The 23,157-nt window shown below is 47.7% G+C and carries 20 protein-coding genes; 15 read left to right on the plus strand and 5 right to left on the minus strand.

The features are described from left to right. Positions 1-125: 125 nt before the first annotated feature. A complete protein-coding gene (locus HC752_RS20665; protein ID WP_190337096.1) occupies positions 126-392 on the minus strand; it encodes a DUF1145 domain-containing protein in 267 nt (88 codons plus the stop codon). After that, positions 389-988 carry a 16S rRNA (guanine(966)-N(2))-methyltransferase RsmD gene (gene rsmD / locus HC752_RS20670; protein WP_190337097.1) on the minus strand — a complete coding sequence of 200 codons (600 nt, stop codon included), beginning with the start codon at positions 986-988 and terminating at the stop codon, positions 389-391. Before rsmD ends, HC752_RS20665 begins: the two co-directional genes overlap by 4 nt. Before the next feature lie 81 nt (positions 989-1,069). Here rsmD and ftsY point away from each other — a divergent pair, with 81 nt between their 5' ends. The 6 genes from ftsY to glpG all read left to right on the plus strand — a co-directional run bounded on the left by ftsY (position 1,070) and on the right by glpG (position 6,534). Further along, positions 1,070-2,320, plus strand: coding sequence for a signal recognition particle-docking protein FtsY (gene ftsY / locus HC752_RS20675; protein WP_190337098.1), 1,251 nt, complete (start codon positions 1,070-1,072; stop codon positions 2,318-2,320). A gap of 47 nt (positions 2,321-2,367) precedes the next feature. Further along, positions 2,368-3,042 carry a cell division ATP-binding protein FtsE gene (ftsE, locus tag HC752_RS20680; RefSeq protein ID WP_190337099.1) on the plus strand — a complete coding sequence of 225 codons (675 nt, stop codon included), beginning with the start codon at positions 2,368-2,370 and terminating at the stop codon, positions 3,040-3,042. Further along, positions 3,032-3,964 (plus strand): permease-like cell division protein FtsX, encoded by a 933-nt coding sequence (gene ftsX, locus HC752_RS20685; protein ID WP_190337100.1) that lies wholly within the window; start codon positions 3,032-3,034, stop codon positions 3,962-3,964. The genes ftsE and ftsX overlap by 11 nt, the downstream gene beginning before the upstream one ends. Positions 3,965-4,136: 172 nt before the next feature. Further along, entirely contained in the window at positions 4,137-4,994 is an 858-nt protein-coding gene (gene rpoH, locus HC752_RS20690; RefSeq protein WP_190337101.1) for an RNA polymerase sigma factor RpoH, read from the plus strand. A gap of 376 nt (positions 4,995-5,370) precedes the next feature. Further along, positions 5,371-5,691: a thiosulfate sulfurtransferase GlpE gene (gene glpE / locus HC752_RS20695; RefSeq protein ID WP_190337102.1), complete on the plus strand. Its 321-nt coding sequence runs from the start codon at positions 5,371-5,373 to the stop codon at positions 5,689-5,691. Positions 5,692-5,700: 9 nt separating this feature from the next. Beyond that, the gene (gene glpG / locus HC752_RS20700; RefSeq protein ID WP_190337103.1) at positions 5,701-6,534 is read left to right on the plus strand and encodes a rhomboid family intramembrane serine protease GlpG; all 834 of its coding nucleotides are present in this window, start codon (positions 5,701-5,703) and stop codon (positions 6,532-6,534) included. Between the two features lie 68 nt (positions 6,535-6,602). Here glpG and HC752_RS20705 read toward each other — a convergent pair whose 3' ends face one another. Beyond that, positions 6,603-7,013 (minus strand): flagellar basal body-associated protein FliL, encoded by a 411-nt coding sequence (locus HC752_RS20705; RefSeq protein ID WP_190337104.1) that lies wholly within the window; start codon positions 7,011-7,013, stop codon positions 6,603-6,605. 130 nt (positions 7,014-7,143) lie between these two features. On the opposite strand from HC752_RS20705, the gene HC752_RS20710 reads away from it, so the two are divergent. Further along, on the plus strand, positions 7,144-7,683 hold the full coding sequence (locus tag HC752_RS20710; protein ID WP_190337105.1) for a chorismate lyase: 540 nt from the start codon (positions 7,144-7,146) through the stop codon (positions 7,681-7,683). Beyond that, positions 7,684-8,538: a 4-hydroxybenzoate octaprenyltransferase gene (gene ubiA / locus HC752_RS20715; protein ID WP_190337106.1), complete on the plus strand. Its 855-nt coding sequence runs from the start codon at positions 7,684-7,686 to the stop codon at positions 8,536-8,538. A gap of 107 nt (positions 8,539-8,645) precedes the next feature. Here the strand turns inward: ubiA and HC752_RS20720 are convergent, their stop codons facing one another. After that, the gene (locus tag HC752_RS20720; protein ID WP_190337107.1) at positions 8,646-10,991 is read right to left on the minus strand and encodes a Tex family protein; all 2,346 of its coding nucleotides are present in this window, start codon (positions 10,989-10,991) and stop codon (positions 8,646-8,648) included. Positions 10,992-11,026: 35 nt separating this feature from the next. Further along, positions 11,027-11,509, minus strand: coding sequence for a transcription elongation factor GreB (gene greB, locus HC752_RS20725; protein WP_190337108.1), 483 nt, complete (start codon positions 11,507-11,509; stop codon positions 11,027-11,029). Between the two features lie 237 nt (positions 11,510-11,746). On the opposite strand from greB, the gene fdhD reads away from it, so the two are divergent. From fdhD to HC752_RS20760, 7 genes are all read left to right on the plus strand, one after another. After that, a complete protein-coding gene (fdhD, locus tag HC752_RS20730) occupies positions 11,747-12,622 on the plus strand; it encodes a formate dehydrogenase accessory sulfurtransferase FdhD (RefSeq protein WP_342029498.1) in 876 nt (291 codons plus the stop codon). Between the two features lie 22 nt (positions 12,623-12,644). After that, complete coding sequence (locus tag HC752_RS20735) at positions 12,645-14,930, plus strand: FdhF/YdeP family oxidoreductase (protein ID WP_190337116.1); 2,286 nt, start codon at positions 12,645-12,647, stop codon at positions 14,928-14,930. Positions 14,931-15,114: 184 nt separating this feature from the next. After that, positions 15,115-15,834: an osmolarity response regulator transcription factor OmpR gene (gene ompR / locus HC752_RS20740; protein ID WP_190337110.1), complete on the plus strand. Its 720-nt coding sequence runs from the start codon at positions 15,115-15,117 to the stop codon at positions 15,832-15,834. Positions 15,835-15,932: 98 nt separating this feature from the next. After that, a complete protein-coding gene (gene envZ / locus HC752_RS20745) occupies positions 15,933-17,246 on the plus strand; it encodes a two-component system sensor histidine kinase EnvZ (protein WP_190337111.1) in 1,314 nt (437 codons plus the stop codon). A gap of 163 nt (positions 17,247-17,409) precedes the next feature. After that, complete coding sequence (gene recG, locus HC752_RS20750) at positions 17,410-19,500, plus strand: ATP-dependent DNA helicase RecG (protein ID WP_190337112.1); 2,091 nt, start codon at positions 17,410-17,412, stop codon at positions 19,498-19,500. A gap of 381 nt (positions 19,501-19,881) precedes the next feature. Next, positions 19,882-21,258, plus strand: a complete 1,377-nt coding sequence (locus HC752_RS20755) for a glycosyltransferase (RefSeq protein ID WP_190337113.1) — start codon at positions 19,882-19,884, stop codon at positions 21,256-21,258. Between the two features lie 69 nt (positions 21,259-21,327). Then, the gene (locus HC752_RS20760) at positions 21,328-23,157 is read left to right on the plus strand and encodes a non-ribosomal peptide synthetase (protein WP_190337114.1); all 1,830 of its coding nucleotides are present in this window, start codon (positions 21,328-21,330) and stop codon (positions 23,155-23,157) included.

The raw sequence follows: 23,157 nt of genomic DNA on the forward strand, positions 1-23,157 counted from the left end.
TCACCATTGGAATAAAAACTTAAAGCTAATCTACAGGCTTTCAATTAGACGGGCTTTCAATTGACGTAAGAACAAAAAACCGCAATTTTAGGATTGCGGTTTTTCTTTATCTTGAGCTCCGTTTTCTAGCTCATGTATTTTCTTCGGATATCCAATAACGAGAAAATACCAAACACCAGTATCGACCACTTTTCCCAGCGAGTGGTGCGTATCTTGTCACCGAACGCCCCCAAGAAAATCAACATCTGAAGCCCGTGCATGAAGAACAAAAATGCCGTCATGATGTACAACGCAATGGCGGCTTTACCCGGAAATGGATGGAAAATATTGAACAACAATACCAGCCAAACAAAAGCGATGGCGGCTTTCGCAAGAATTAGAAGTACTTTCATTTCTCTTCCCTTTCAAACAAACGGTAGCAAACCTGACCGGCGGTTTTCTCCCGATGCAATTGCCAATGTGCCGGAACGGCGTCAATGACCAGTTCTTTTTCCGATTCAATATAAATCATCGCATTAGCGCTTAACCAGCCATTTTGTTCAAGCAAATGTATCACGTCATCCAACAGCCCTTTACGAAAAGGTGGATCGATGAATACCACATCGTGTGGCGTACCGGCTTGCTTCAAAAACGTTAAAGTATCGGTATGAATAGCGTCGATGTTGTTGGCATTGAGTGTTTGAATATTAGACTGAAGCTGTTTGTAAGCCTGAGCGTTCATTTCAAGCAAAGTAACATGCTGGGCCTGACGGCTGGCGGATTCAAATCCCAAACTTCCAGAACCTGCAAAGAGATCCAAAATCTTAGATCTTGGGATATCTTGAGCCAACCAGTTAAAAAGAGTCTCTTTGACCCGATCGGTGGTTGGGCGTAATCCTTCTGCGTCGTAAACGGGTAACTTGCGACCTCGCCAAAGCCCACTGATAATTCGTACAAAACCGCTCGATTGTTTTTTTTGTGATGAGTTTGACTGACGACGTCTTACCATAGATTTTTTGACCGCAAATAAAGTGATAGTATACGCAGTCAAGTGTACCAGAAAGTTTTTGAAGTTTATTTAGGAACCCCGATGACAGGTAAGAAAAAACGCGGATTATTGTCTTGGTTGGGCTTTGGTGAAGAAGAGCAAAACCAGCAAGCTAACCAACAAGTTCAAGATGGTGTTCAACAAAAATCAGACCAATCAGAAGCCCCATCACAAACTCCTGTCGCTGAAGATGTTAAGGAAGCAACTGCAGAAGAAACAGCAGATGGCGCGAGAGAAGACACGCAAAGTGTTTCAACGTCGGCGGTAAGCGAACCAGCGGAGGCAACGGTTGCCAAGGCACCTGAGCTACTTGAATCTGCTCAGCCTGCGGAACCCGCTCAGCCTGAAATAGTCGAGCAAGAAAAGCCAACAGAGAGCTTTTTCACACGCCTAAAACGTAGCTTAAGCCGCACCAAAGAGAACATTGGTGCCGGTTTCTTTGGTATGTTCAAAGGCAAAAAAATCGATGACGATTTGTTCGAAGAACTCGAAGAGCAACTTCTGATTGCCGACGTTGGTATGAATACCACCGTTAAAATCATCGACAGCCTGACAGAAAAAGCCTCTCACCGCGATTTGAAAGATGGCGAGGCACTTTACGGTCTATTGAAAGAAGAGATGGCAGGCATCTTAAGCCATGTTGAGCAGCCACTTGAAGTGGACACCAGTAAAACGCCGTATGTCATTTTGATGGTCGGCGTGAATGGCGTAGGTAAAACCACGACCATTGGTAAGCTGGCAAAGCAATTCCAGTCTCAGGGCAAGAAAGTGATGTTAGCCGCCGGAGATACCTTCCGTGCCGCTGCTGTAGAGCAACTGCAAGTTTGGGGGCAGCGTAACAATGTCCCTGTGATCGCTCAGCATACGGGGGCCGACAGTGCCTCAGTGATTTACGATGCCATTGACGCAGCAAAAGCGCGTGGTGTGGATGTTGTGATTGCCGATACCGCTGGTCGCCTACAAAATAAGAGCAATCTTATGGAAGAATTACGCAAAATTGTACGCGTAATGAAGAAAATCGACGACTCCGCACCGCACGAAATCATGCTTACCCTGGATGCGGGTACGGGTCAGAACGCGATCAGCCAAGCGAAATTGTTCAGTGACGTCGCGCCGATTACGGGCATCACGCTAACAAAACTTGATGGCACTGCCAAAGGTGGCGTCATTTTCGCTATTGCCGATCAATTTCAGATTCCTATTCGCTATATTGGCGTGGGTGAAGGTATCGATGACTTGCGTCCATTTGAAACGCAAGAATTCATTGATGCACTGTTTAGTCGAGAAGAGTAAATTCGTCACAGAGTATCAACATGGCGCATACATAGGAATCAGCACGAGTGATCAGGTTTCAGCAAGTCAGTAAAGCATACCGTGGCGGTAGACAAGCGCTGCAAAAAGTGGATTTCCACCTTAGACGTGGAGAAATGGCTTTTCTTGGTGGGCACTCTGGAGCAGGGAAAAGCACCCTGCTTAAGCTAATTTGTGCCATTGAACGTCCAACCGATGGCAAAATCAGCTTTAATGGTCATGACATCACACGTATCAAAAATGGCGACATTCCTTTCTTGCGCCGCAATATCGGCATTGTTTTCCAAGATCACTGTTTGTTAATGGATCGCAGTGTCTACGACAACGTTGCGCTCCCCATGCGCATTGAGTCTGCTTCTGAAAATGAAATCAAGCGCCGCGTATCGGCGGCGCTGGATAAAACCGGTTTGCTCGATAAAGCGCGTTGTTTGCCTAATCAATTGTCCGGTGGTGAGCAGCAACGGGTGGGTATCGCACGAGCCGTCGTGAATCGACCGACACTATTACTGGCGGATGAACCAACGGGGAATCTCGATTCAGATTTGTCGAACAGAGTGTTGAGCTTGTTTGATGAATTTAATCGCGCAGGGGTCTCCATTCTGTTTGCCACACACGATGTCGATTTAATGAATACGCGAGCGCAATATCGCCGTTTAGAATTGAATCACGGGTTTTTGAGCGAGGTCGATTCTTATGGGCGCTAAAAATCGTCCACAAACGGACCACTTCCTAAAAGCTCACTTTAAGCAAGCACGCCTATCGTTGATGGAGCTGCTGCAGCGCCCGTTGGGTAATTTGCTCACTCTCGCCGTTATCTCAATGGCATTAACTTTGCCAGCCTGCCTATATTTGGTAGGGAAAAACTTAAGTGTGGCTGCGCATGGAATGAATGCGTCGTTACAAATCAATGCCTTTTTGATCGAGCAGACCCCTGAAGCACGTATTATGGTGTTGAAAGATGAACTAGAAAGTTTAGATGAAATAAAAGCGGTCGAATACGTGTCTTCTCAACAGGGGCTTGAAGACATGAGCCAACATTCAGGGTTAGAGCAAGCGTTATCATTATTGGATGATTATGCCTTGCCCGCTGTTTTGGTGATTACCCCAAATACCGATGAATCAAGCGATGTCTCCAAACTTATCGTGAAAATTCAGAATTATGCCGAAGTAACGGATGTTCGAATGGATGAGGACTGGTTAGAAAGGTTAGGCGCGATTCGTAACCTAGCATTAGTCCTGGCTGCGGCATTGGGTTTTTTGATGCTTGGTGCTGTTTTCTTAATCGTCGGAAATACACTGCGATTCAATGTATTGGCTCGCAAGGAAGAAATACAAGTGATGAAGCTCATTGGAGCAACCGATGGCTTCATACTGAGACCTTATCTTTACACGGGGATGTGGTTTGGTGGAATCAGTGCAATAACCGCATGGATTTTAACCGCAATTATTACTATTTTATTGAATGGTGCCGTCGAAGATTTAGCCATCCTGTACGACAGTCAATTCCGATTGATTGGCATGAACTGGGATGAAACCGTCATCTTATTGATGATTGGTACGGCATTAGGGCTGATAGCCGCGAAACTGTCCGCTCAGCGTCACCTAAAAGAAATTGAACCTGTGTAGCATTTTTAAGTCATATATTCAGGTTAAGTGGCGAGTTGAGGGGTTCTCTGACTTGCCAGTGACGTAGAACTATGGATAATATATTTCCCCTCTTGAAATCTGTTCATTTTGAGTTCAAGAAGGTAACGTTAAATTAACCATTGCTCTAATTAAGAGACGAATGAGGAATTGAATGACTAAGCAAGCGTATTCTATGGCTTTAGTAACACAGGATAGCCTAGACAGCTATATCCGTTCAGTGAATAGCTATCCAATGCTAACCGCTGAAGAGGAGCGTGAACTCGCCGAGAGACTACACTACAAAGGTGAAATCGATGCAGCGAAAGGTCTCATCCTTTCTCACCTGAGATTTGTCGTTCATGTCGCTCGCGGTTATTCTGGTTATGGTTTGCCAATGGCAGACTTGGTACAGGAAGGCAACATTGGCTTAATGAAAGCCGTTAAACGCTTTAACCCAGAAGTGGGTGTACGTTTGGTGTCGTTTGCTGTCCACTGGATAAAAGCCGAGATTCACGAATATGTACTGCGTAACTGGCGTATCGTAAAAATTGCCACGACCAAGGCACAACGTAAATTGTTTTTCAACTTACGTAAGTCTAAAAAGCGTTTAGGTTGGTTTAATAACGGTGAAGTCGAAACTGTTGCTCGTGAACTGGGGGTTGAACCTTCAGAAGTTCGCGAAATGGAGTCACGTTTGGCCGCTCAAGACGCTGCATTTGAATTGCCTGCGGAAGATGACGATTCTGCTGCGGCATACTCAGCGCCGGTTTTGTACTTGGAAGACAAGCAATCTGATGTTGCTGAAAACGTTGAAGCGGATAACTGGGAAACACACACCAACAATCGCCTAAGTCATGCTTTGGCGACCCTAGATGAACGCAGTCAATTTATTGTCCGTTCACGTTGGCTTGATGATCAGAAATCGACGCTGCAAGAATTAGCAGATAAATACGATGTTTCGGCAGAGCGCATTAGACAGTTAGAAAAGAACGCGATGAAAAAGCTAAAATTAGCGGTTGGCGAATTCTAAGCTTACATCGAAGGAATTTGAAAGGCCGGGATCCGAAAGGACCCGGCTTTTTTGATCTTCAATTTTACAAATTAATTGTGGATAACTCTGTGAAAATAACTTTCGGCTATAGTGGTCAATACGGGTGTATATTGGGGTGAGGGAGCTTTTGACCTATGGGGATATGTTTGCTCTTACACACAGAAAAACAAAGATCATTACTACATATTGTGGATCTAAGATCAAAAAGACACTTTATCAACGCAATCCACAGAGTTTTCCACAAATGGTGAAAAATTACACAGTAGTGGATAACCCTACCCGTTACGGGTCTAACTTTGCCTTTGGATACGTTACACTTGAGTAAACTCAAGAAGGTCAAAAAATAAGGAATCAAATGGATCAGTTCAAACACATCGATGTCGATCAAGCGAAGCTGAAATTGGAGAGGGGTGAAGCGGTCATGGTGGACATTCGTGATCCACAGTCATTTGCTTTGGCTCATGCACCGAGTGCTTTTCATCTGACGAATGATACTATTGTATCGTTCATGAACGACCATGAATTTGAACAACCTATTTTGGTGATGTGTTACCACGGTGTGAGTAGCCAAGGTGCCGCGCAATATATGGTGAATCAAGGTTTTGAAGAAGTGTACAGCGTTGATGGTGGCTTTGAGGCATGGCAACGCAGTGGGCATACAATCGAATCGGTATAGGTTAACGCTTTGATCAAATTGGCTGATGTGAATAACCCAAGATTGGGTCAGTCATATATAGACTATATGGCGACAAGGGGCATCTTGATTGACATGATGCCTGAAGGGGAAGGGCGTTTCGCACTGTGGGTAATGAATGATCGGGATGTCGAAGAAGCCCAAGCGGAATTTACTCTTTTTGTTCAATCCCCAGAGGACCCCAAATATCGAGAAGCCTCCTGGAATGTTGCGGAAAGCCGCAAGAGCCAGTTCCATTACGGCTCTCCTTCCATGGTGTCGATGATAACCGCCAAGGCTGGTCCTATTACGCTGATGGTCATGATCGTATGTGTTGCTGTTTTCCTAGGACAGAACATCGGCTTTGAGCCAATACTGTTAAATACCTTTCGTTTTCCGGCATCTTCACAACAAGCCTTTGAAGTCTGGCGCTGGTTTAGTCACGCTATTCTCCATTTTTCAGTGCTGCATATTGTTTTTAATGTGTTGTGGTGGTGGCAGCTGGGGGGAGATATAGAGCGTAAATTGGGTAGTGGGAAACTCTTGCTGTTGTTTTTCGTGTCATCGGCGGTATCTGGGCTCGGACAATACTTGGTGGCGGGTCCGAACTTTGGTGGGCTGTCCGGCGTGGTTTATGCGTTGCTGGGGTATCTCTGGATGCTCGGTTGGAAAGCGCCGCACCTAGGTATTACGATCGCCAAACCCATTGTAGGCTTTATGTTGGTGTGGCTTGTTATCGGTTTTGCGCAGCCCTTTATGGCAATAGCCAATACCGCACATGTTATGGGCTTAGTGGCGGGTTGCGCTCTTGGTTTAATCGACGCGCATAAAAAAAGAGATACTTAGTATCTCTTTCGAATCATTTCGCTTTCAACCTCTGCTTCTTTCTAAGCAAGACGCTTTCGCTTTATCTTTTATTGATAAAGGTACTTGGTAAAGAGTAAATCTGATACGACCGTTTTGCCGGTTTCCGGAAGCAAAATTTCATTCAGGCGGCCCATTAACTCTTTACGCAAATCTTCTCTTCCCGATAAGGATTTCACTTTATCTTCCCCCTGCTTACCGAGGAAATCTATCACTGCGTCTCTAATCAGTGGTGTGTGTTGCTCTAACACAGGGACAAATGTCGTGTCTGCAACCATAATGTCTATACGTACCTGAAGGTAACCCAATTTTTTTCCACTGGTGTAAAAATTGGTCGTTAAATCGGGCTGCAACGTATAGTAAGCGAATTTAGGTCCGGTTTTTTCTTCCTCTGTGGCTCCGGTAGCAGAAAAAAGTAGGGCGAAAGCTAAGAGACATGGTGTTATAAGATTTCGAATCATAATGTGTCTTTTCTTTTATGGGTAACTTGGGTATGGATAGTCTGATACAATAGTGGGTCAACAGTGACCAAATTAAAAGAAATTTTTCCCGCATCACATTTTATTGTAATGCGTCTAATAGAATAATGGTATGGATGAGTTGAAATCGTTGTACTTAACCGCACTGAAATCAGTTACCTGGCAATCACCTGAGCACTTTTCTTATCGCGATGAGCATTCAAAACGTTGGTTGCTGGAGTCAGGTTCGTTATCCCGTTTACTGGCGCAGCGATGCAGTCATTTAGGTGTGGATGTATTGAATAACAGCACCGTTGAATCCGATGCATTAACCCGAGATGAACTGAGCCGATTGCCGGCTGAATCATGCCTATTGCGTGAAGTGGTTTTGTCCGGTGATGCTTCTCCTTGGGTCATAGGCAGAACCTTGATTCCTGCGTCTTCTTTACAAGGTCAGCAGTCGGATTTAGCCCGACAGGGAACCATTCCTTTAGGGTTAACGGTGTTCAGTGCAGAAGATGTGCATCGCGATGGTTTAGAACTTGGGTGGGCGATGCTTCCAACAGGTGAACTGATGGCAAGACGCTCGACATTGTGGATGAATCACAAACCGATGCTGGTGGCGGAATTATTTTTGCCAGATGCGCCGATCTATACCAAGGAGAAGGTATAAATGTTAAAGGCGAAAGCGCAAGCGTACTGCCAACTTATGCGGCTAAATCGCCCGATTGGTTCCTTACTGCTTCTTTGGCCGACGTTATGGGCATTGTTCTTAGCGGCTGATGGTTTTCCACAATGGGATGTGTTGATCGTTTTCATTGCTGGTGTATTTTTGATGCGCTCTGCTGGCTGTGTGATCAATGATTACGCTGATCGCGATTTTGATGGGCATGTTAAACGAACTCAGAATCGTCCGCTTCCGTCGGGGTTGGTGAGTGAAAAAGAAGCATTGGTGCTTTTTGCTGTTCTTGGCTTGGCGTCATTTGTTCTGGTTCTTACTATGAATGCTTTGACCATTCAGTTGTCCTTTATCGGAATCGTGCTTGCCTTCATTTATCCCTTTATGAAGCGTTTTACGCATTTACCTCAATTATTCCTTGGCTTGGCGTTCAGTTGGGCAATCCCAATGGCGTGGGCTGCGCAAGCGGGCGAATTGCCTCCTCAAGTTTGGTTGATATTCGCTATCAACGCGTTGTGGACCATTGCATACGATACTCAGTACGCCATGGTGGATCGCGATGATGATTTAAAGATTGGCATCAAATCGACCGCCATTTTATTTGGTCGCTTTGATAAGCTCATCATTGGACTGTTGCAGTTGGTTTCCATAGCACTGTTGATTGTGCTGGGCATGTGGCTTCAGTTAGGCAGTGGATATTATTGGGGTGTCTTAGCGACAGGAGCATTATTTGTGTATCAGCAACACTTAATGCGGCACCGTGATCGTGACGCTTGTTTTCAAGCCTTTCTCAACAACAACTATGTTGGAATGGTGATTACCTTAGGGTTGGCGATTTACTATTTCTAGCTTCTTTTGACCCTACGGTTTTGGGATGAGTAAGAACGAAAAAGGTCGGGCATTTGCCCGACCTTGTGTTTTTAAGCTGTTAATGCAACGAGACCGTGTGAGGAAGCTTATTTTTTCTTCGCATTGGCAAAGGCGGCCGCGAATGCACCGCCCATAGCCCCATTTTGAGGTTCTTGACGGCTGCGTTGATGGCCTCTCTCTTGGCGCTGATTGCTTCGGTCTTGGCGCTGACCTGAAGGGCGATCACTTGGCGGTCGAGAGCTGCGGTTATCTTGTCCCGGCTGATCGTTTAAGCGCATGGATAAACCGATCCGCTTACGCTGCACATCCACTTCCATCACTTTCACTTTGACGATGTCACCGGCTTTCACCACTTCACGAGGGTCAGACACGTAACGATCGGTGAGCGCAGATATATGTACTAAGCCATCTTGGTGAACACCGATATCCACAAAGGCCCCAAAGTTCGCCACATTGGAGACCACGCCTTCCAGCACCATCCCAGGTTCTAAGTCCGATACTTTGTTGATGCCGTCGGCAAAAGTGGCGGTTTTAAACTCAGGACGAGGATCGCGACCGGGTTTGTCGAGTTCTTTGATGATGTCGGTCACCGTTGGTAAACCAAATGAATCGTTGGTGTAATCAACCGCGTTAAGCGAATGCAGGAAGCCGCTGTCGCCGATCATCACTTTGATGTCTTTCTGATTTTTCTCGGCGATGGCTTTCACTACTGGGTAAGCTTCTGGGTGCACCGAAGAGGCGTCCAGTGGGTTCTTTCCATCCATAATGCGTAGGAAGCCAGCACATTGTTCGAATGCTTTTGGCCCCAAACGCGCGACTTTCTTCAGCGTGGTTCGGTTCTCAAAACGCCCATTTTCATCACGGTAGTCGACAATGTTTTGGGCCAACGTGTTAGACAGCCCCGCCACCCGAGTCAGTAAGGCTGGAGAAGCGGTGTTTACATCCACGCCGACGGCGTTTACACAATCTTCCACCACCGCATCGAGTCGTTTCGCCAGCAAGCTTTGGCTGACATCATGCTGGTATTGACCCACACCGATGGATTTTGGATCGATTTTCACCAGTTCAGCCAAAGGATCTTGCAAGCGACGGGCAATCGACACTGCGCCGCGTAGCGAGACATCCATATTGGGGAATTCATTGGCGGCGAGTTCAGACGCAGAGTACACCGACGCGCCTGCTTCGCTCACGATGATCTTCTGTACCTTGAGATTACCGCGCTTGATGACGTCGGCAACAAAAGCGTCGGTTTCACGTGAAGCCGTGCCGTTACCGATGGCAATGAGATCAACATTGAACTGACGAACCAGTTGCTCGACCACATGCGCCGATTTGTCGTATTGTTTTTGCGGCGGGTGAGGATAAATGGTATCCGTAGCAAGGACTTTGCCCGTTGAATCGACCACGGCAATTTTAGATCCCGTCCGTAAACCCGGATCAAGTCCGAGAGTGGCTCTAGGACCAGCAGGGGCGGCCATGAGCAAATCTTTCAAGTTGGTGGCGAAGACTTCAATGGCTTCGATTTCAGCGCGCTCTTTCAGCGCCCCCATCAATTCCGTTTCCATGTGCATCGACACTTTGATTCGCCACGCCCAACTGATGACTTGTTTGCGCCAACTGTCGGCAGGGGCTTGGCTTAGGTGGATACCATAGTGCTCGGCAATGATGGATTCACAGTACGAACCGCGCTGCCCCTCTTCTTGTTGGGGATCGGCATTCATGGACAATTGAAGAAAACCTTCATTGCGGCCACGTAACATGGCCAATGCACGATGGGAGGGAGCCTTGCTGATGGCTTCATCGTGTGCAAAGTAATCTTTGAATTTTTCCCCTTCTTGCTCTTTGCCTTCGATAACACGAGCGCTCAATTCGGCGTGTTTGTTTAAGTAAACACGGATTTTCTCAAGCAAGTTTGCGTCTTCCGCAATGCGCTCCATGATGATGGCACGGGCACCATCCAACGCTGCCTTTGTATCCCCAATGCCGTTTTCGGAATTAAGGTACTTTTCAGCTTCGGATTCTGGATGATGTTCTGGCTGTTGCCATAAGGTATCAGCAAGGGGTTCTAACCCAGCTTCAATCGCGATTTGGCCTTTGGTGCGGCGCTTGGGTTTATACGGTAGGTATAAGTCTTCAAGGCGTGTTTTGCTGTCGGCACCGTTGATCTCGGCTTCCAACTCTGGGGTCAGTTTTCCCTGCTCCTGAATGGACTTGATGATGGTCTGCCGGCGTTCATCCATCTCTCTCAGATAAGAAAGGCGAGAATCCAGATTTCGAAGTTGGGTATCATCCAACCCGCCAGTCACTTCTTTACGGTAACGGGCAATAAATGGAACGGTATTTCCGTCATCAATTAGGGTAACGGCTGATAAGACTTGCTCTGTGCGAACATTCAGTTCCTGAGCAATGGTTTGACAGATAGCTTGGCTCATCCGTGTGTACTCTTAGTCAATTTGGTAGGGGCGTACTACGAGGACTTGTCGTAGCGAATGGCATTGATAAACCACTCTTTTTCACCTTCAGGAGTGCGAACGACGCATTCATCGTCCACTTCTTTTTTCAACAAAGCGCGTGCCATGGGTGAGTCGATGGAAATGTAGTTTTTGACGCCGCCGTATATCTCATCGGGACCGACGATGCGAAACGATTTGACCTCGCCGCTGTCATTTTCCACTTCCACCCATGCACCAAAAAAGACTTTGCCTTCTTGCTGAGGGGCGTAGTCGACCACTTTGACTTGTTCCAAGCGCTTCCTTAAGTAGCGTACTCGGCGGTCAATTTCGCGCAGGCGCTTCTTGTTGTATTGGTAGTCTGCATTTTCGGAGCGATCGCCTAGGCTTGCTGCCCAAGTGACTTTTTTCGTGACTTCTGGGCGGTCTTCTTTCCACAGAAAATCGAGCTCTTCTTTGAGGCGGTTAAAGCCTTCTCGTGTGATTAAATTTGTTTTCATCCTGTTCAGAACGGTATCCGAGATTAGGGTCAGTTTTACCACAAGCCAGCCGAAATGGAATGCCATCTCTCATGGGATCAGAGTAATTTTGACATAGTTTTTAATTTCAGCCATGGATTGTCGCGAAATCGACATTCAGTGCCCATTTTTTATGCTTGGGTATGGCGGAGTGCACAATTTACTGTTTCATTTGAAAGTAACAAACAGATAACAGGTTGGACGATAGTGAAGGATAGGGTGGCACAAAGCCCAGAGCAATACCTTAATAAAGCGGATAATTCGACAAAGCGATTGAATCGAATCTCGGTGAAACAGGGAAAATGCATTCCTCAGACAGACGACTTGATTGTCGAGGAGCCATTGGCGATATGGCTTCGTCAGTCGCAATCCGATACCAGCATTAAGGAAAAACATCTGTTCTCGACGATGCGGACGCCTGGGAGTGATGTCGAGCTTGTCTTCGGGATGTTGCTGTCGGAAGGGGTGATCGACAGCGTTGCCCACGTGAACACCCTGATTTTTGGCGATGGCGAAGACAGCAATGAATGTTACGCCGAGCTGGTGCCTGACGTTGAGGTTGATTGGCTATCAAAAAGTCGCAGTACGTCCTTTTCCAGTTGTGGATTGTGCGGTAAGTCAGCCATCAGGCTGCTGGAGCTTCGAGGGGTACCCAAACCGGATAACACCGCTCGTTGGTTACCAGAGCACGTGGTGGTGGCATTACCCGACACGCTAAAAGCGCAACAGAAACTTTTCGTACAAACGGGGGCGTCCCATGGGTGTGGGTTGTTTGATGCGAACGGCTCCCTCTTATCCATTGCTGAAGACGTAGGCAGGCACAATGCGCTAGACAAATTGCTTGGTTTACGAGCCAGCGTTCCAGAATTCATAGAAAAAGGCAAAGTGATTGGGCTGAGCGGCCGAGTCAGCATTGAGATGATGCAAAAAGTCGTGATGTCTGGGGTGCCCGTTGTGGTGTCGGTCGGGGCACCCACTCAGCTTGCGGTGCAAATGGCGCAGCGCTTTGGTGTCACCCTGATCGGGTTTTGCCAGCAAGAGGGGTTTAACATTTATAGCGGTGAACAAAGGTTAACTTTTGGTTCCAAGCCCTAAAAAATAACATCAAGGAAGAATGATGACGATAAAAAAATACACAGGGAATGCTGGAGGCTGGGGAGCATTAGCGAGCACCACCCAACACTTGATCAAAAGCGAGAGTGTGATTCGTAATATTCGTAATTTGCTGAGTACCAACCAACACGATGGCTTCGATTGCCCGGGTTGTGCTTGGGGAGAGCTGGAAGAGAGCCGTCGGTTTAAGTTTTGTGAGAACGGAGCAAAAGCCGTGAATTGGGAAGCAACACGTCGCCGAGTTCGTGCCGACTTTTTTGCCACTTGTCCTGTGTCGTGGCTTGCCAAGCAAACGGATTATTTTTTGGAAGATCAAGGTCGATTGGCGGAGCCGATGCAATATGACGCCTTGACCGATCACTATCGCCCCGTTAGCTGGGATGAGGCGTTCGCGCTCATTGCCAAACACCTCAAGGCACTTCCCGATCCCAATCAAGCGGAGTTTTATACCTCAGGGCGAGCAAGCAACGAAGCGGCTTTCTTATATCAACTGTTTGTGCGTGCGTACGGCACCAATAACTTCCCGGATTGTTCCAACATGTGCCATGAAGCCAGTGGTGTGGCACTCAAGCAATCCATTGGGGTGGGCAAAGGCACCGTCACCCTAGACGACTTTGATCACGCCGATGCGATATTTGTTTTCGGTCAGAATCCGGGCACCAACCACCCACGAATGTTAGACACCCTACGCTCTGCGTCACTCAGAGGTGCGAATATCGTTACGTTCAATACGCTCAAAGAACGTGGGTTGCAGAAGTTCACCAATCCACAGGCGATGAATGAAATGCTCACTGGTGGTGGCACTCAGATTACCCACCATTATTTTACGCCCAAGCTAGGGGGGGATATGGCGGTGGTACGGGGCATAGTGAAAGCCTTGCTCAAGTGCGAAAAAACCGTACCAGGGAGTGTGTTCGACCAGCGCTTTATAGAGGATCACACGTTGGGCCTCGAGTCGTATTTAGACAAAGTTGAACAAACGGAATGGGATCACATTGTTGAACAATCGGGCTTGAGCCAAACAGAAATCGAGCACGCTGCGCAGATCTATCGTCATTCTGACAAAGTGATACTGACGTGGGCGATGGGCATTACTCAGCACCTGCATTCGGTGAAAACCATTCAGGAAATGGCGAATCTGCAATTGTTGTGTGGTCAAGTGGGTCAGCGCGGTGCAGGGCTATGCCCAGTAAGGGGGCACAGCAATGTACAGGGTGATCGCACCATGGGCATTGATGAAAAGCCGCCACAATCTCTGTTGGACGCGATAGAAAACCAATTCGGTTTTCAGCTCCCGCGAGAAGCAGGGCATAACACCGTTCAAACCATTAAAGCGATGGAAGAGGGGCGCAGCAAAGTCTTCATCGCGTTAGGGGGAAATTTTGCGGCTGCGACGCCGGATTCCGCTCGAACGCTGCAAGCCTTGTCTTCTTGTGACCTTACGGTGAATATTGCGACGAAGCTGAACCGAACGCATGTCACGCCAGGTAAGGCGTCGTTAATATTGCCATGCTTAGGTCGAACCGATATCGATCTTCAAGACGGTGTGCCTCAAAAAGTGACGGTCGAGGATTCCTTTAGCATGGTGCACGCATCGGGTGGGGTGGTGAAAAGTGACACTGGCGACATGCGCTCAGAGCCTGCGATTGTGGCAGGCATGGCCCAGGCTACGCTTGGCACCTTTCCAGTGGATTGGCTCGCACTCATTAAAGATTACGATCAAATACGCGATCTCATAGAGAGAACCATTCCCGGTTTTACGGATTTCAATCATCGGCTGAAACAGCCCGGTGGGTTTTATTTGGGAAACCGAGCGGCAGAGCGAGTTTGGATGACGCAAAGTAAAAAGGCGGAATTTCATGCGCATGTGCTGCCTGATTCGATCATAAAATGGGCGAAGCCACGTAAAAGTACCGCTCCAGTTTTTGTGTTACAAACCATGAGATCTCATGATCAGTACAACACCACCATCTATGGCTTTAATGACCGATACCGAGGCATATCTGGCGAGCGAAAAGTGCTTTTTATTAACCCGACTGATATCGCATTGTTGGGTTACCAAGAGGGGGATCGGGTGACCATTACCGCTTGCTGGGGGGACGATGTGAAGCGTCAGGTCACGGCATTTAAATTGGTGGCGTATGAGATCCCCGTAGGCAACTTAGCGGCGTACTTTCCAGAAACCAATCCGTTAGTGGCGCTCGACAGCCATGGGGAGGACAGTTTTACCCCAATTTCAAAATCCATTCCTGTGACAATTGAACAAATAGAATCATCCATTGTGATGTAGCTGCGTAAATCATAAGTAAAGAAGTTTTCTCTGATAATAAATGCTCGCTGCCAGAATAAGATACGAGATATACTCGTGTTTCATATATGAAGAGAAGACATAAAGTGTAACAATTGATGGGGTGAAAAACGCTCGGTCAATGCTACCTTTAGTGCGATTAAGTTGTTAGCGGAAGATAAGAACTATGCAAGAGAACTACAAAATACTAGTGGTAGATGATGATGCTCGATTACGCTCTTTGTTAGAGCGCTATTTGTCTGAGCAAGGTTTTCAGGTGCGTAGTGTCGCGAACAGTGAACAAATGGATCGTCTGCTGACACGTGAAAATTTCCACTTGATGGTACTCGACTTGATGTTACCCGGTGAAGATGGTTTGTCCATTTGCCGCCGTTTGCGTAATGCCAACAATATGTTACCTGTCTTGATGCTGACAGCGAAAGGCGATGAGATCGATCGTATTGTGGGTTTGGAAGTCGGTGCCGACGATTACTTGCCCAAACCATTTAACCCACGAGAGCTTCTTGCCCGTATCCGTGCCGTGTTGCGTCGCCAGACGATTGAAGCGCCGGGCGCACCAAGTGCCGAGGATAAAATCATCGAGTTTGGTGAATTTGTACTGAATCTTGGCACCCGTGAAATGTTCCGTGGCGAAAAACCCATGCCACTGACCTCTGGTGAGTTTGCGGTTCTGAAAGCGCTGGTCACCAATGCGCGTGAGCCCATGTCTCGCGACAAACTCATGAACATGGCACGTGGTCGTGAATACTCAGCAATGGAACGTTCCATTGATGTTCAAATTTCCCGCTTACGCCGCATGTTGGAAGAAGATCCGAGCCGCCCACGTTATATTCAAACGGTTTGGGGATTAGGCTATGTCTTTGTCCCTGACGGCAAAGAAATGTAACGCTCAAAACCGACATCAGTAGGGAGTAAAGAGAATCACTTTACTCCCTATCTTTTTTAACCGATGCACTTATAACTCAATTCCGAAAGGAGCCCTCGATGCGATTACGCAGCTCCCGCACTCAAAGCATATTCTTATTTCTTACCTTGCTTATTGCCAGTCAGGTTTTTTCCTATTTCGCTGTGTTCAACTATGCACTCTTGCCGAGCTTACAGCAGTTCAATCGCATTCTTGCCTATGAAATGAACCTCATGCTGGATGAAAGCGTTGAGATTGAATCGGGTGTGGTACTCGAAGCGCCACAGCGTCGTAAGTTATTGGAACAGCTTGGGGTCACCATGCATACGCTTGATGAAGCCATCGTCGAGGAGTATGACAAAGCCACCGAAATCGATTTGATGAGTGAGGAAATGAGCGCAGCCCTCGACAGAGAAACGCACGTTCGCTTGATCTTATCGGAAGAAAGTTATGTGTTGTGGGTGAAAATTGAATCCTTATCGGGCTATTTAATTCGCATTCCGTTGTCTGAATTACAAGAAGAAGACTTTGCCCCTTTCTTCCGCAACAGTCTCATTGGCGCGTTGCTGATTATCGTAGGCGGTTGGCTGTTTATCCGTCTGCAAAACCGCCCGTTGATGGCGCTGGAAAAAGCCGCAGCGAACGTTGGTCGAGGTGAAATTCCCCCGCCGTTGCCTGAGCGAGGAGCGACGGAAATCAAAGCCGTGACCAAGGCGTTCAACCAGATGTCCCGTGGTATTCAAGCGCTAGAAGGCGACAGAGCGCTTCTCATGGCTGGAATCAGTCACGATTTGCGCACCCCGCTCACGCGAATTCGACTGGCAACAGAAATGATGTCGCCAGAAGACGCGTATTTGGCGGAAGGCATTATCAGTGATACGGAAGAGTGCAATGAAATCATCAGCCAGTTTATGGACTATCTGAAACCCGTGAATACGGATGCATTCACCCTCGTGCACCTAAACGACATTGCCAAAGACGTGGCAGGATCCGAAGGGGGGTACGAAATCCTGATCGAAACGGACTTACAAGAACCCAATAAACCGGTATTGGGCAGCCCAATCGCGATCAAGCGTGCCGTCAGCAACCTCGTGGTGAATGCGGTTCGTTATGGTAATGGCTGGATCAAAGTCAGTTCAGGCATGACCGCCGATAACAAATTATCGTGGGTGTGCGTTGAAGATAACGGACCTGGCATCGAAAAAGACCAAGTCGCCAAGTTATTTGAACCCTTTACCCGAGGGGACACCGCGCGTGGCAGTGAAGGGACGGGGTTAGGGTTGGCGATCGTCAAACGCATCATGAGCCAGCATGTTGGATCGGTTGTGGTGAATAACCGCAATGAAGGCGGTTTGAAAGTCCAAATCAGCTTCCCTGTCGCGAAAAAGCAGTAGACCTTTGTCCGTTATTCACACGAAATATTGAAAGCCCCGCAATGGTGGGGTTTTTCGTTGAGGGGTCTGATTCCTTGTCTTGCTCTTGAAGATTTATCGAATGGGCGTCAAACTCACTCTCTGAATCCACGTTTACTTTTCTAGAATCAAGAGAGATCGTCTTATGTCGCAACTCCTGTCTGCCATCCCCCTCACAGAGCTGTCTGGTGTCGGCGCAAAAGTGGCAGAAAAGTTAGCCAAAGTGGGGCTGAAGTCGGTTCAGGATCTCTTGTTTCATCTGCCTTATCGTTATGAAGACCGTACCCGTGTTTACCCCATGGCGAAGGTTCACCCCGGTTTGTGGGCTGCCGTGCAAGGCAAAGTGATGGGTGTGGACACCATTTTTGGTCGACGCAAAATGCTGACCGTAAAAATCAGCGATGGTAATGGCACGGTCACCTTGAGGTTTTTTAACTTTACGGCGGGCATGAAGAATAACTTTTCGAACGGAAAGTTGGTTCACGCCTACGGCGAGATAAAGCGTGGTGGTCATGGGTTGGAGATCATCCATCCGGATTACACCTTTTATGCGCCCGACCAAAAAGCGGACACCGACCCGACCTTAACGCCCGTTTACCCAACGACAGAAGGGCTCAGGCAGATTACTCTGCGCAATTTGACCGATCAAGCGTTAGAGCTGTTAGACAAAGCCTCGGTCACCGAATTGCTGCCAAGTGGCCTTTACCACAACCAGATGACCATGGGGCAAGCGCTGCACATTATTCATCGGCCTTCCCCGTCCATCGATTTAGAGGCGTTTGATTCTGGCGAGCATCCGGCGCAAAGGCGATTAATTTTAGAAGAATTGTTGGCGCAGAACTTGTCCATGCTCGCTGTGCGCAGTAAAACACAAATAGATGCGGCTCTGCCACTGCCAGAGGTCAGCCAGTTGAAGCAACAACTGTTGGATTTGTTGCCCTTCACCCCAACCGGTGCTCAGCAAAGGGTTGTCACAGAAATCGAGCAAGATTTAGAAAAGCCACACCCAATGATGCGGTTAGTGCAAGGTGACGTCGGCTCAGGAAAAACGCTGGTGGCTGCGTTAGCGGCGGTACGAGCGTTGGAGCATGGCCATCAAGTGGCGTTAATGGCGCCGACCGAACTGCTGGCCGAGCAGCATGCGATCAACTTTACGGCGTGGTTTGAGCAAATCGAACACAACGGTAAGCCCATCAAGGTGGGTTGGCTAGCTGGCAAGTTGAAAGGCAAAGCCAAAGAAAAAGAGCTCGCTGACATTGCCAGTGGCGAAGCACAAATGGTGGTCGGTACCCACGCTCTGTTTCAAGAGCATGTTGAATTCAACGATCTTTCTTTGGTCATCATTGATGAGCAGCACCGCTTTGGTGTTCATCAAAGGCTAGAGCTGCGCGAAAAGGGGGTTAAACAAGGGTATTACCCTCATCAGTTGATCATGACCGCGACCCCCATTCCCCGCACATTAGCGATGACGGCATACGCCGATTTAGAAACCTCGGTGATCGATGAGCTGCCACCGGGAAGAACTCCCATACAAACCGTCGCGATTCCAGATACTCGCCGCAAGGAGATCATCGATAGGGTTCGTAAAGCGTGTTTAGAAGGGAAACAAGCGTATTGGGTGTGTACCCTGATAGACGAATCGGAAGTACTTGAAGCCCAAGCCGCGGCCGATACCGCAGAAGAGCTTAAACGCCAGCTACCAGAGCTGAACATAGGTTTGGTGCACGGGCGCATGAAGCCTGCCGAGAAACAGCACATCATGGCGCAGTTTAAGAACAACGAGCTGCATTTGCTGGTGGCGACCACGGTCATAGAGGTGGGGGTTGATGTCCCTAACGCCAGCTTAATGATCATAGAAAACCCAGAGCGACTGGGTTTAGCGCAGCTTCACCAGCTTCGTGGTCGAGTCGGGCGAGGTTCGGTCGCCAGCCACTGCGTATTGCTTTATCACTCCCCACTGTCTAAAACCGCGCAAAAACGCTTGGGTGTATTGCGTGAGAGCAATGACGGCTTTGTGATCGCACAGAAAGATTTGGAAATTCGTGGCCCCGGTGAATTGCTTGGCACCAAACAAACAGGTTTAGCGGATTTTAAAATTGCCGATTTGGTGCGGGACCAGAAACTCATACCAGAAGTGCAACGCATCGCGAGGCATTTGCATGAACAGTACCCTAGCAATGCTCAAGCGATAATCGACCGTTGGTTAGGCGATAGGGAATTATATTCGAACGCCTAGCGAACAGGGGGAGCTGGAACAGAAGATAAATGATGGAAACAAAAGATAGCGCATTGAATTTTGTATTTTTAGGTCATTTGAGTAGACAAGAAAATAAAATAATCTAAATCAATCAAAGTACAATTACGGTAGTATTTATTTTTAAATATTGATCTAAATCTCTATTATTTACCTTTATTTAATCAGTTTAGAACAGTCGGTCATTCTCAAATCAGATAAATATAATTGGCTTCCATTTATAATTGTTAACTGAGTCTAAAATTTATCCAATCTTAATGTAACCCTAATTCCATAGATGATATTTTACGCAGTAAAAAATAAAGCAAATTAATACTTATGTATTAATTCTAATAATATGAAAGACTGGCTGGTATCAATTATATGGCGAATATTTTAATATCGACTCATTGGGTCGGAGGGGATGTCATTCCCTTTATCCGATTAGCTGAGTATTTGAAAAACCAAGGGCATTCCGTCCGTATTTTTAGCCATTATGGATACAAAAAATGGGCGGAAGACGCGGGGATAGATTTCACGCCATGGGAAAGTGAAGAAGCGTATGTTCAGCTTCAAAACAGTTTGCCAAATTTCCTCCAACCTTTTTCCCAACCTAATCAGTTCCTGTCTTTCAGGCAGCAGTATTTAAGCCCAGAAACACGTTTAAAAGAATTCCATTCCCTCGCCAAATACGCAAACCGACCTGAAACGATTCTGATCGGTCGTTGTCGCTCCAGTATTGCCGCCATGCACCTTTCTGAGGTACGCCAATTGCCTTTTATCAGCGTGTATCTTGCGCCCAGTAACTTGAGCTATATGGCGCTGATCAACCAATCATTTAAAGCGGTATTAGACAAAGAAGTGAATGACTTTCGATCACTGCTCCAGCTCGAAACACAAACGACTTGGCAGGGCTATCAATTTTCTAGCACACATAATTTGGGGTTTTGGCCCCGTTGGTTTTCTAGCGAAGTGTTGGATTCTCAAGTGGATGTATCGCCTGTGGGTTTCCCTCTATGCCTTGAAAAATCAAGTCATATTGAAACCCCAAGCCGTCTTGAAAACCCGAGCAAGATTGAAACGTCGAGGGTTTCGTTACCTGAAGAGGTGGAACGTTTTTTCCTAGCTCACCCCAAGCCGGTGCTGATCACAGGGGGCACAAGTCAGTTGGTGTCGAAAGAGTTATACCAAACCGCCATCGACGCTTGCGCGCAAGCCCATCGGCCCGCCATTGTCGTGACCGAACATGATCACATGTTGCCAAGTGTGTTGCCTAAGCCAGTTATTCGAGCGAAAAAGCTGCCGTTTGAACAGGTGTTTTCACGTTGTTCGTTGGTGATTCATCACGGCGGAATTGGCTCGAGTGCGCAATGCATCGCGGCAGGAGTACCACAGCTTGTTATGGCTCATATGACGGATGGGCCAGACAATGCGAGAAAGCTTGAAGCCCAGCAAGTGGCGCGTTTTTTACCGCCATCCGAATGGACGGTTGCGCACCTTTTGAATGCGATGGACGAATTAGGTTCCACAAGCGTGGCCGAGCATTGCCAATCACTCGCGGATTTGGCATCCCAAGATCAGCCTTTCGAAGCGGTGCATCGACAAGTGCAAAAATTGGTGGAGTCTGGTGGGGGGCATATTCCTCAACCAAGCCACACCGTTACCGACATCGTCGATAAACCCAAAGAGTTCAAATCAAAGACCAGTATTAATAAAAAAGCCCTACTCATGCGTCGGTTGAAACAAAAAAGTCTCGATTGATTCATTCTAAATCGTGTTTTTTCTGATGCGCATAAAAATCAATGCTCTGTAATTAATAAGGTTACATGAATGAATATAAAAAATAATATTGAGCAAGGTATTTGCCTGCCATATTTATTTGAGGAACGATGTCTCTTATCTGGTGATAAATGTGCGATCGATTTTAAAAATAAAAAAATCAGCTTTAATGAACTGAATTCAAGAGCCAATAAGCTTGCTCGCCTTTTGGTAAATAAAAGGGTGAAAGCGGGGGATGTGGTGGCGATACTTTTGGATCGTTCAGAAGACGTTATTGTGTCTATTTTGGCGGTGCTGAAAATGGGTGCGGCTTATTTGCCCGTGGACTTAAATTACCCAGCATCACGGGTTGAGCATATGTTAAAGGACAGTCTGTGTGCCGTAGTGATCGCAGACGACAATGGCACCAGAATGCTCGAAACGCTGCCAAGCGCACCGTCGGTGGACGTCGCCTTGGTGACGGATTCTTTGGTGCTTTCCCCTTTGCTTGAGGGGCATCAAGGAACAGCAACGGACTTGGCGTACCTCATCTATACGTCAGGCTCCACTGGAAAGCCCAAAGGCGTCTGTGTTACGCATGGCAATGTGGTGAATTTCAATGCAGGCATGCAACAGCGTCTTGGTTTGGGTGAACTGCGCAGCATGGCGTCTTTAACAACCGTATGTTTCGACATTTTTGTGTTGGAGTCTTTGGTTGCACTGCTGCAAGGGCTGACTGTTCGCTTAATCTCAGACGATGAACGCAAGTCCATGTCGCTGCTTTCTGAAGCCCTTTCCGGGGTCGATGCGCTTCAAATTACCCCCTCTCATCTCAGTGTGATGATTGATGATCCAAGAATTCAATGGGCCTTATCAGGGTTAAAGACCATATTGGTCGGTGGCGAAGCCTTTCCAGTCACTCTGCTCAAAAAGCTTCAGTCGGTCACCCAAGCGCGTATTTTTAATCTGTACGGTCCTACCGAAACCACCGTTTGGTCGACCGTGCAAGACGTAACACACAAAGACCAAATCGACATTGGTTCCCCCATATTGAACACCCAAATTCTGATTCTGGATGACAATAACAACGCATTGCCTCAAGGCGAGGTGGGGGAAATCGGCATCTCGGGGAAAGGGGTCACCGCTGGGTATTGGAACCGCTCTGAGTTGACGGCGCAACGCTTTATTGAACACCCGTTGGCGCTAGGTAAGGTGTACAAAACCGGAGACTTAGGGCGGGCCAATGCCGACGGTTCCTACCAATGCCTTGGTAGGATCGATCATCAGGTCAAAATCAACGGTCATCGAGTTGAACTCGGCGACATCGAAAGCCACATACTTGCCCAACCCAATGTGCAGCAAGTGGGGGTTGTGGTGTCTTTGTCGGAGTCTTGCTATGGGGAGTTGGTTGCCTTTGTTGTGAGCACCGCGTTTGATGCCGCGGCACTTCGCCAGCGGCTTTCCCTTGCCTTACCGAGTTATATGGTTCCTGCGTTCATCGAGCACTTAGCCACGTTGCCAACGACCGGCAATGGCAAAGTCGACCGCCAAGCGTTAGCGCAGTTACCTCCGACCGCCGCTATTGCCTCGCAAGCCGCCATTTCTCCACAGTCCGTCTTGCCAGAAACCGATATCGAAGAAGAAATCCATCGCATTTGGTGCGAGGTATTGTCTCGTCCACACCTTTGCTGCACTCAGCGCTTTATGGACTTGGGTGGGACATCAGTGCTCGCGATTCAATTGCTGAGCGGGATCGGTGCGGAACTGGGGGTGGACGTGACCTTTTCAGACTTCATTACCCGTGGAAATACCATTCAGTCGCTCGCGCAGTTGGTTGAAGATCGGATCATCGCAGAGATGAGTGAAGAGGAAATCGAAGCGTTAATGGCATCAGAAGAATAA

The organism is Vibrio sp. S9_S30, assembly GCF_014694455.1.
Taxonomy (GTDB): Bacteria; Pseudomonadota; Gammaproteobacteria; order Enterobacterales; family Vibrionaceae; genus Vibrio.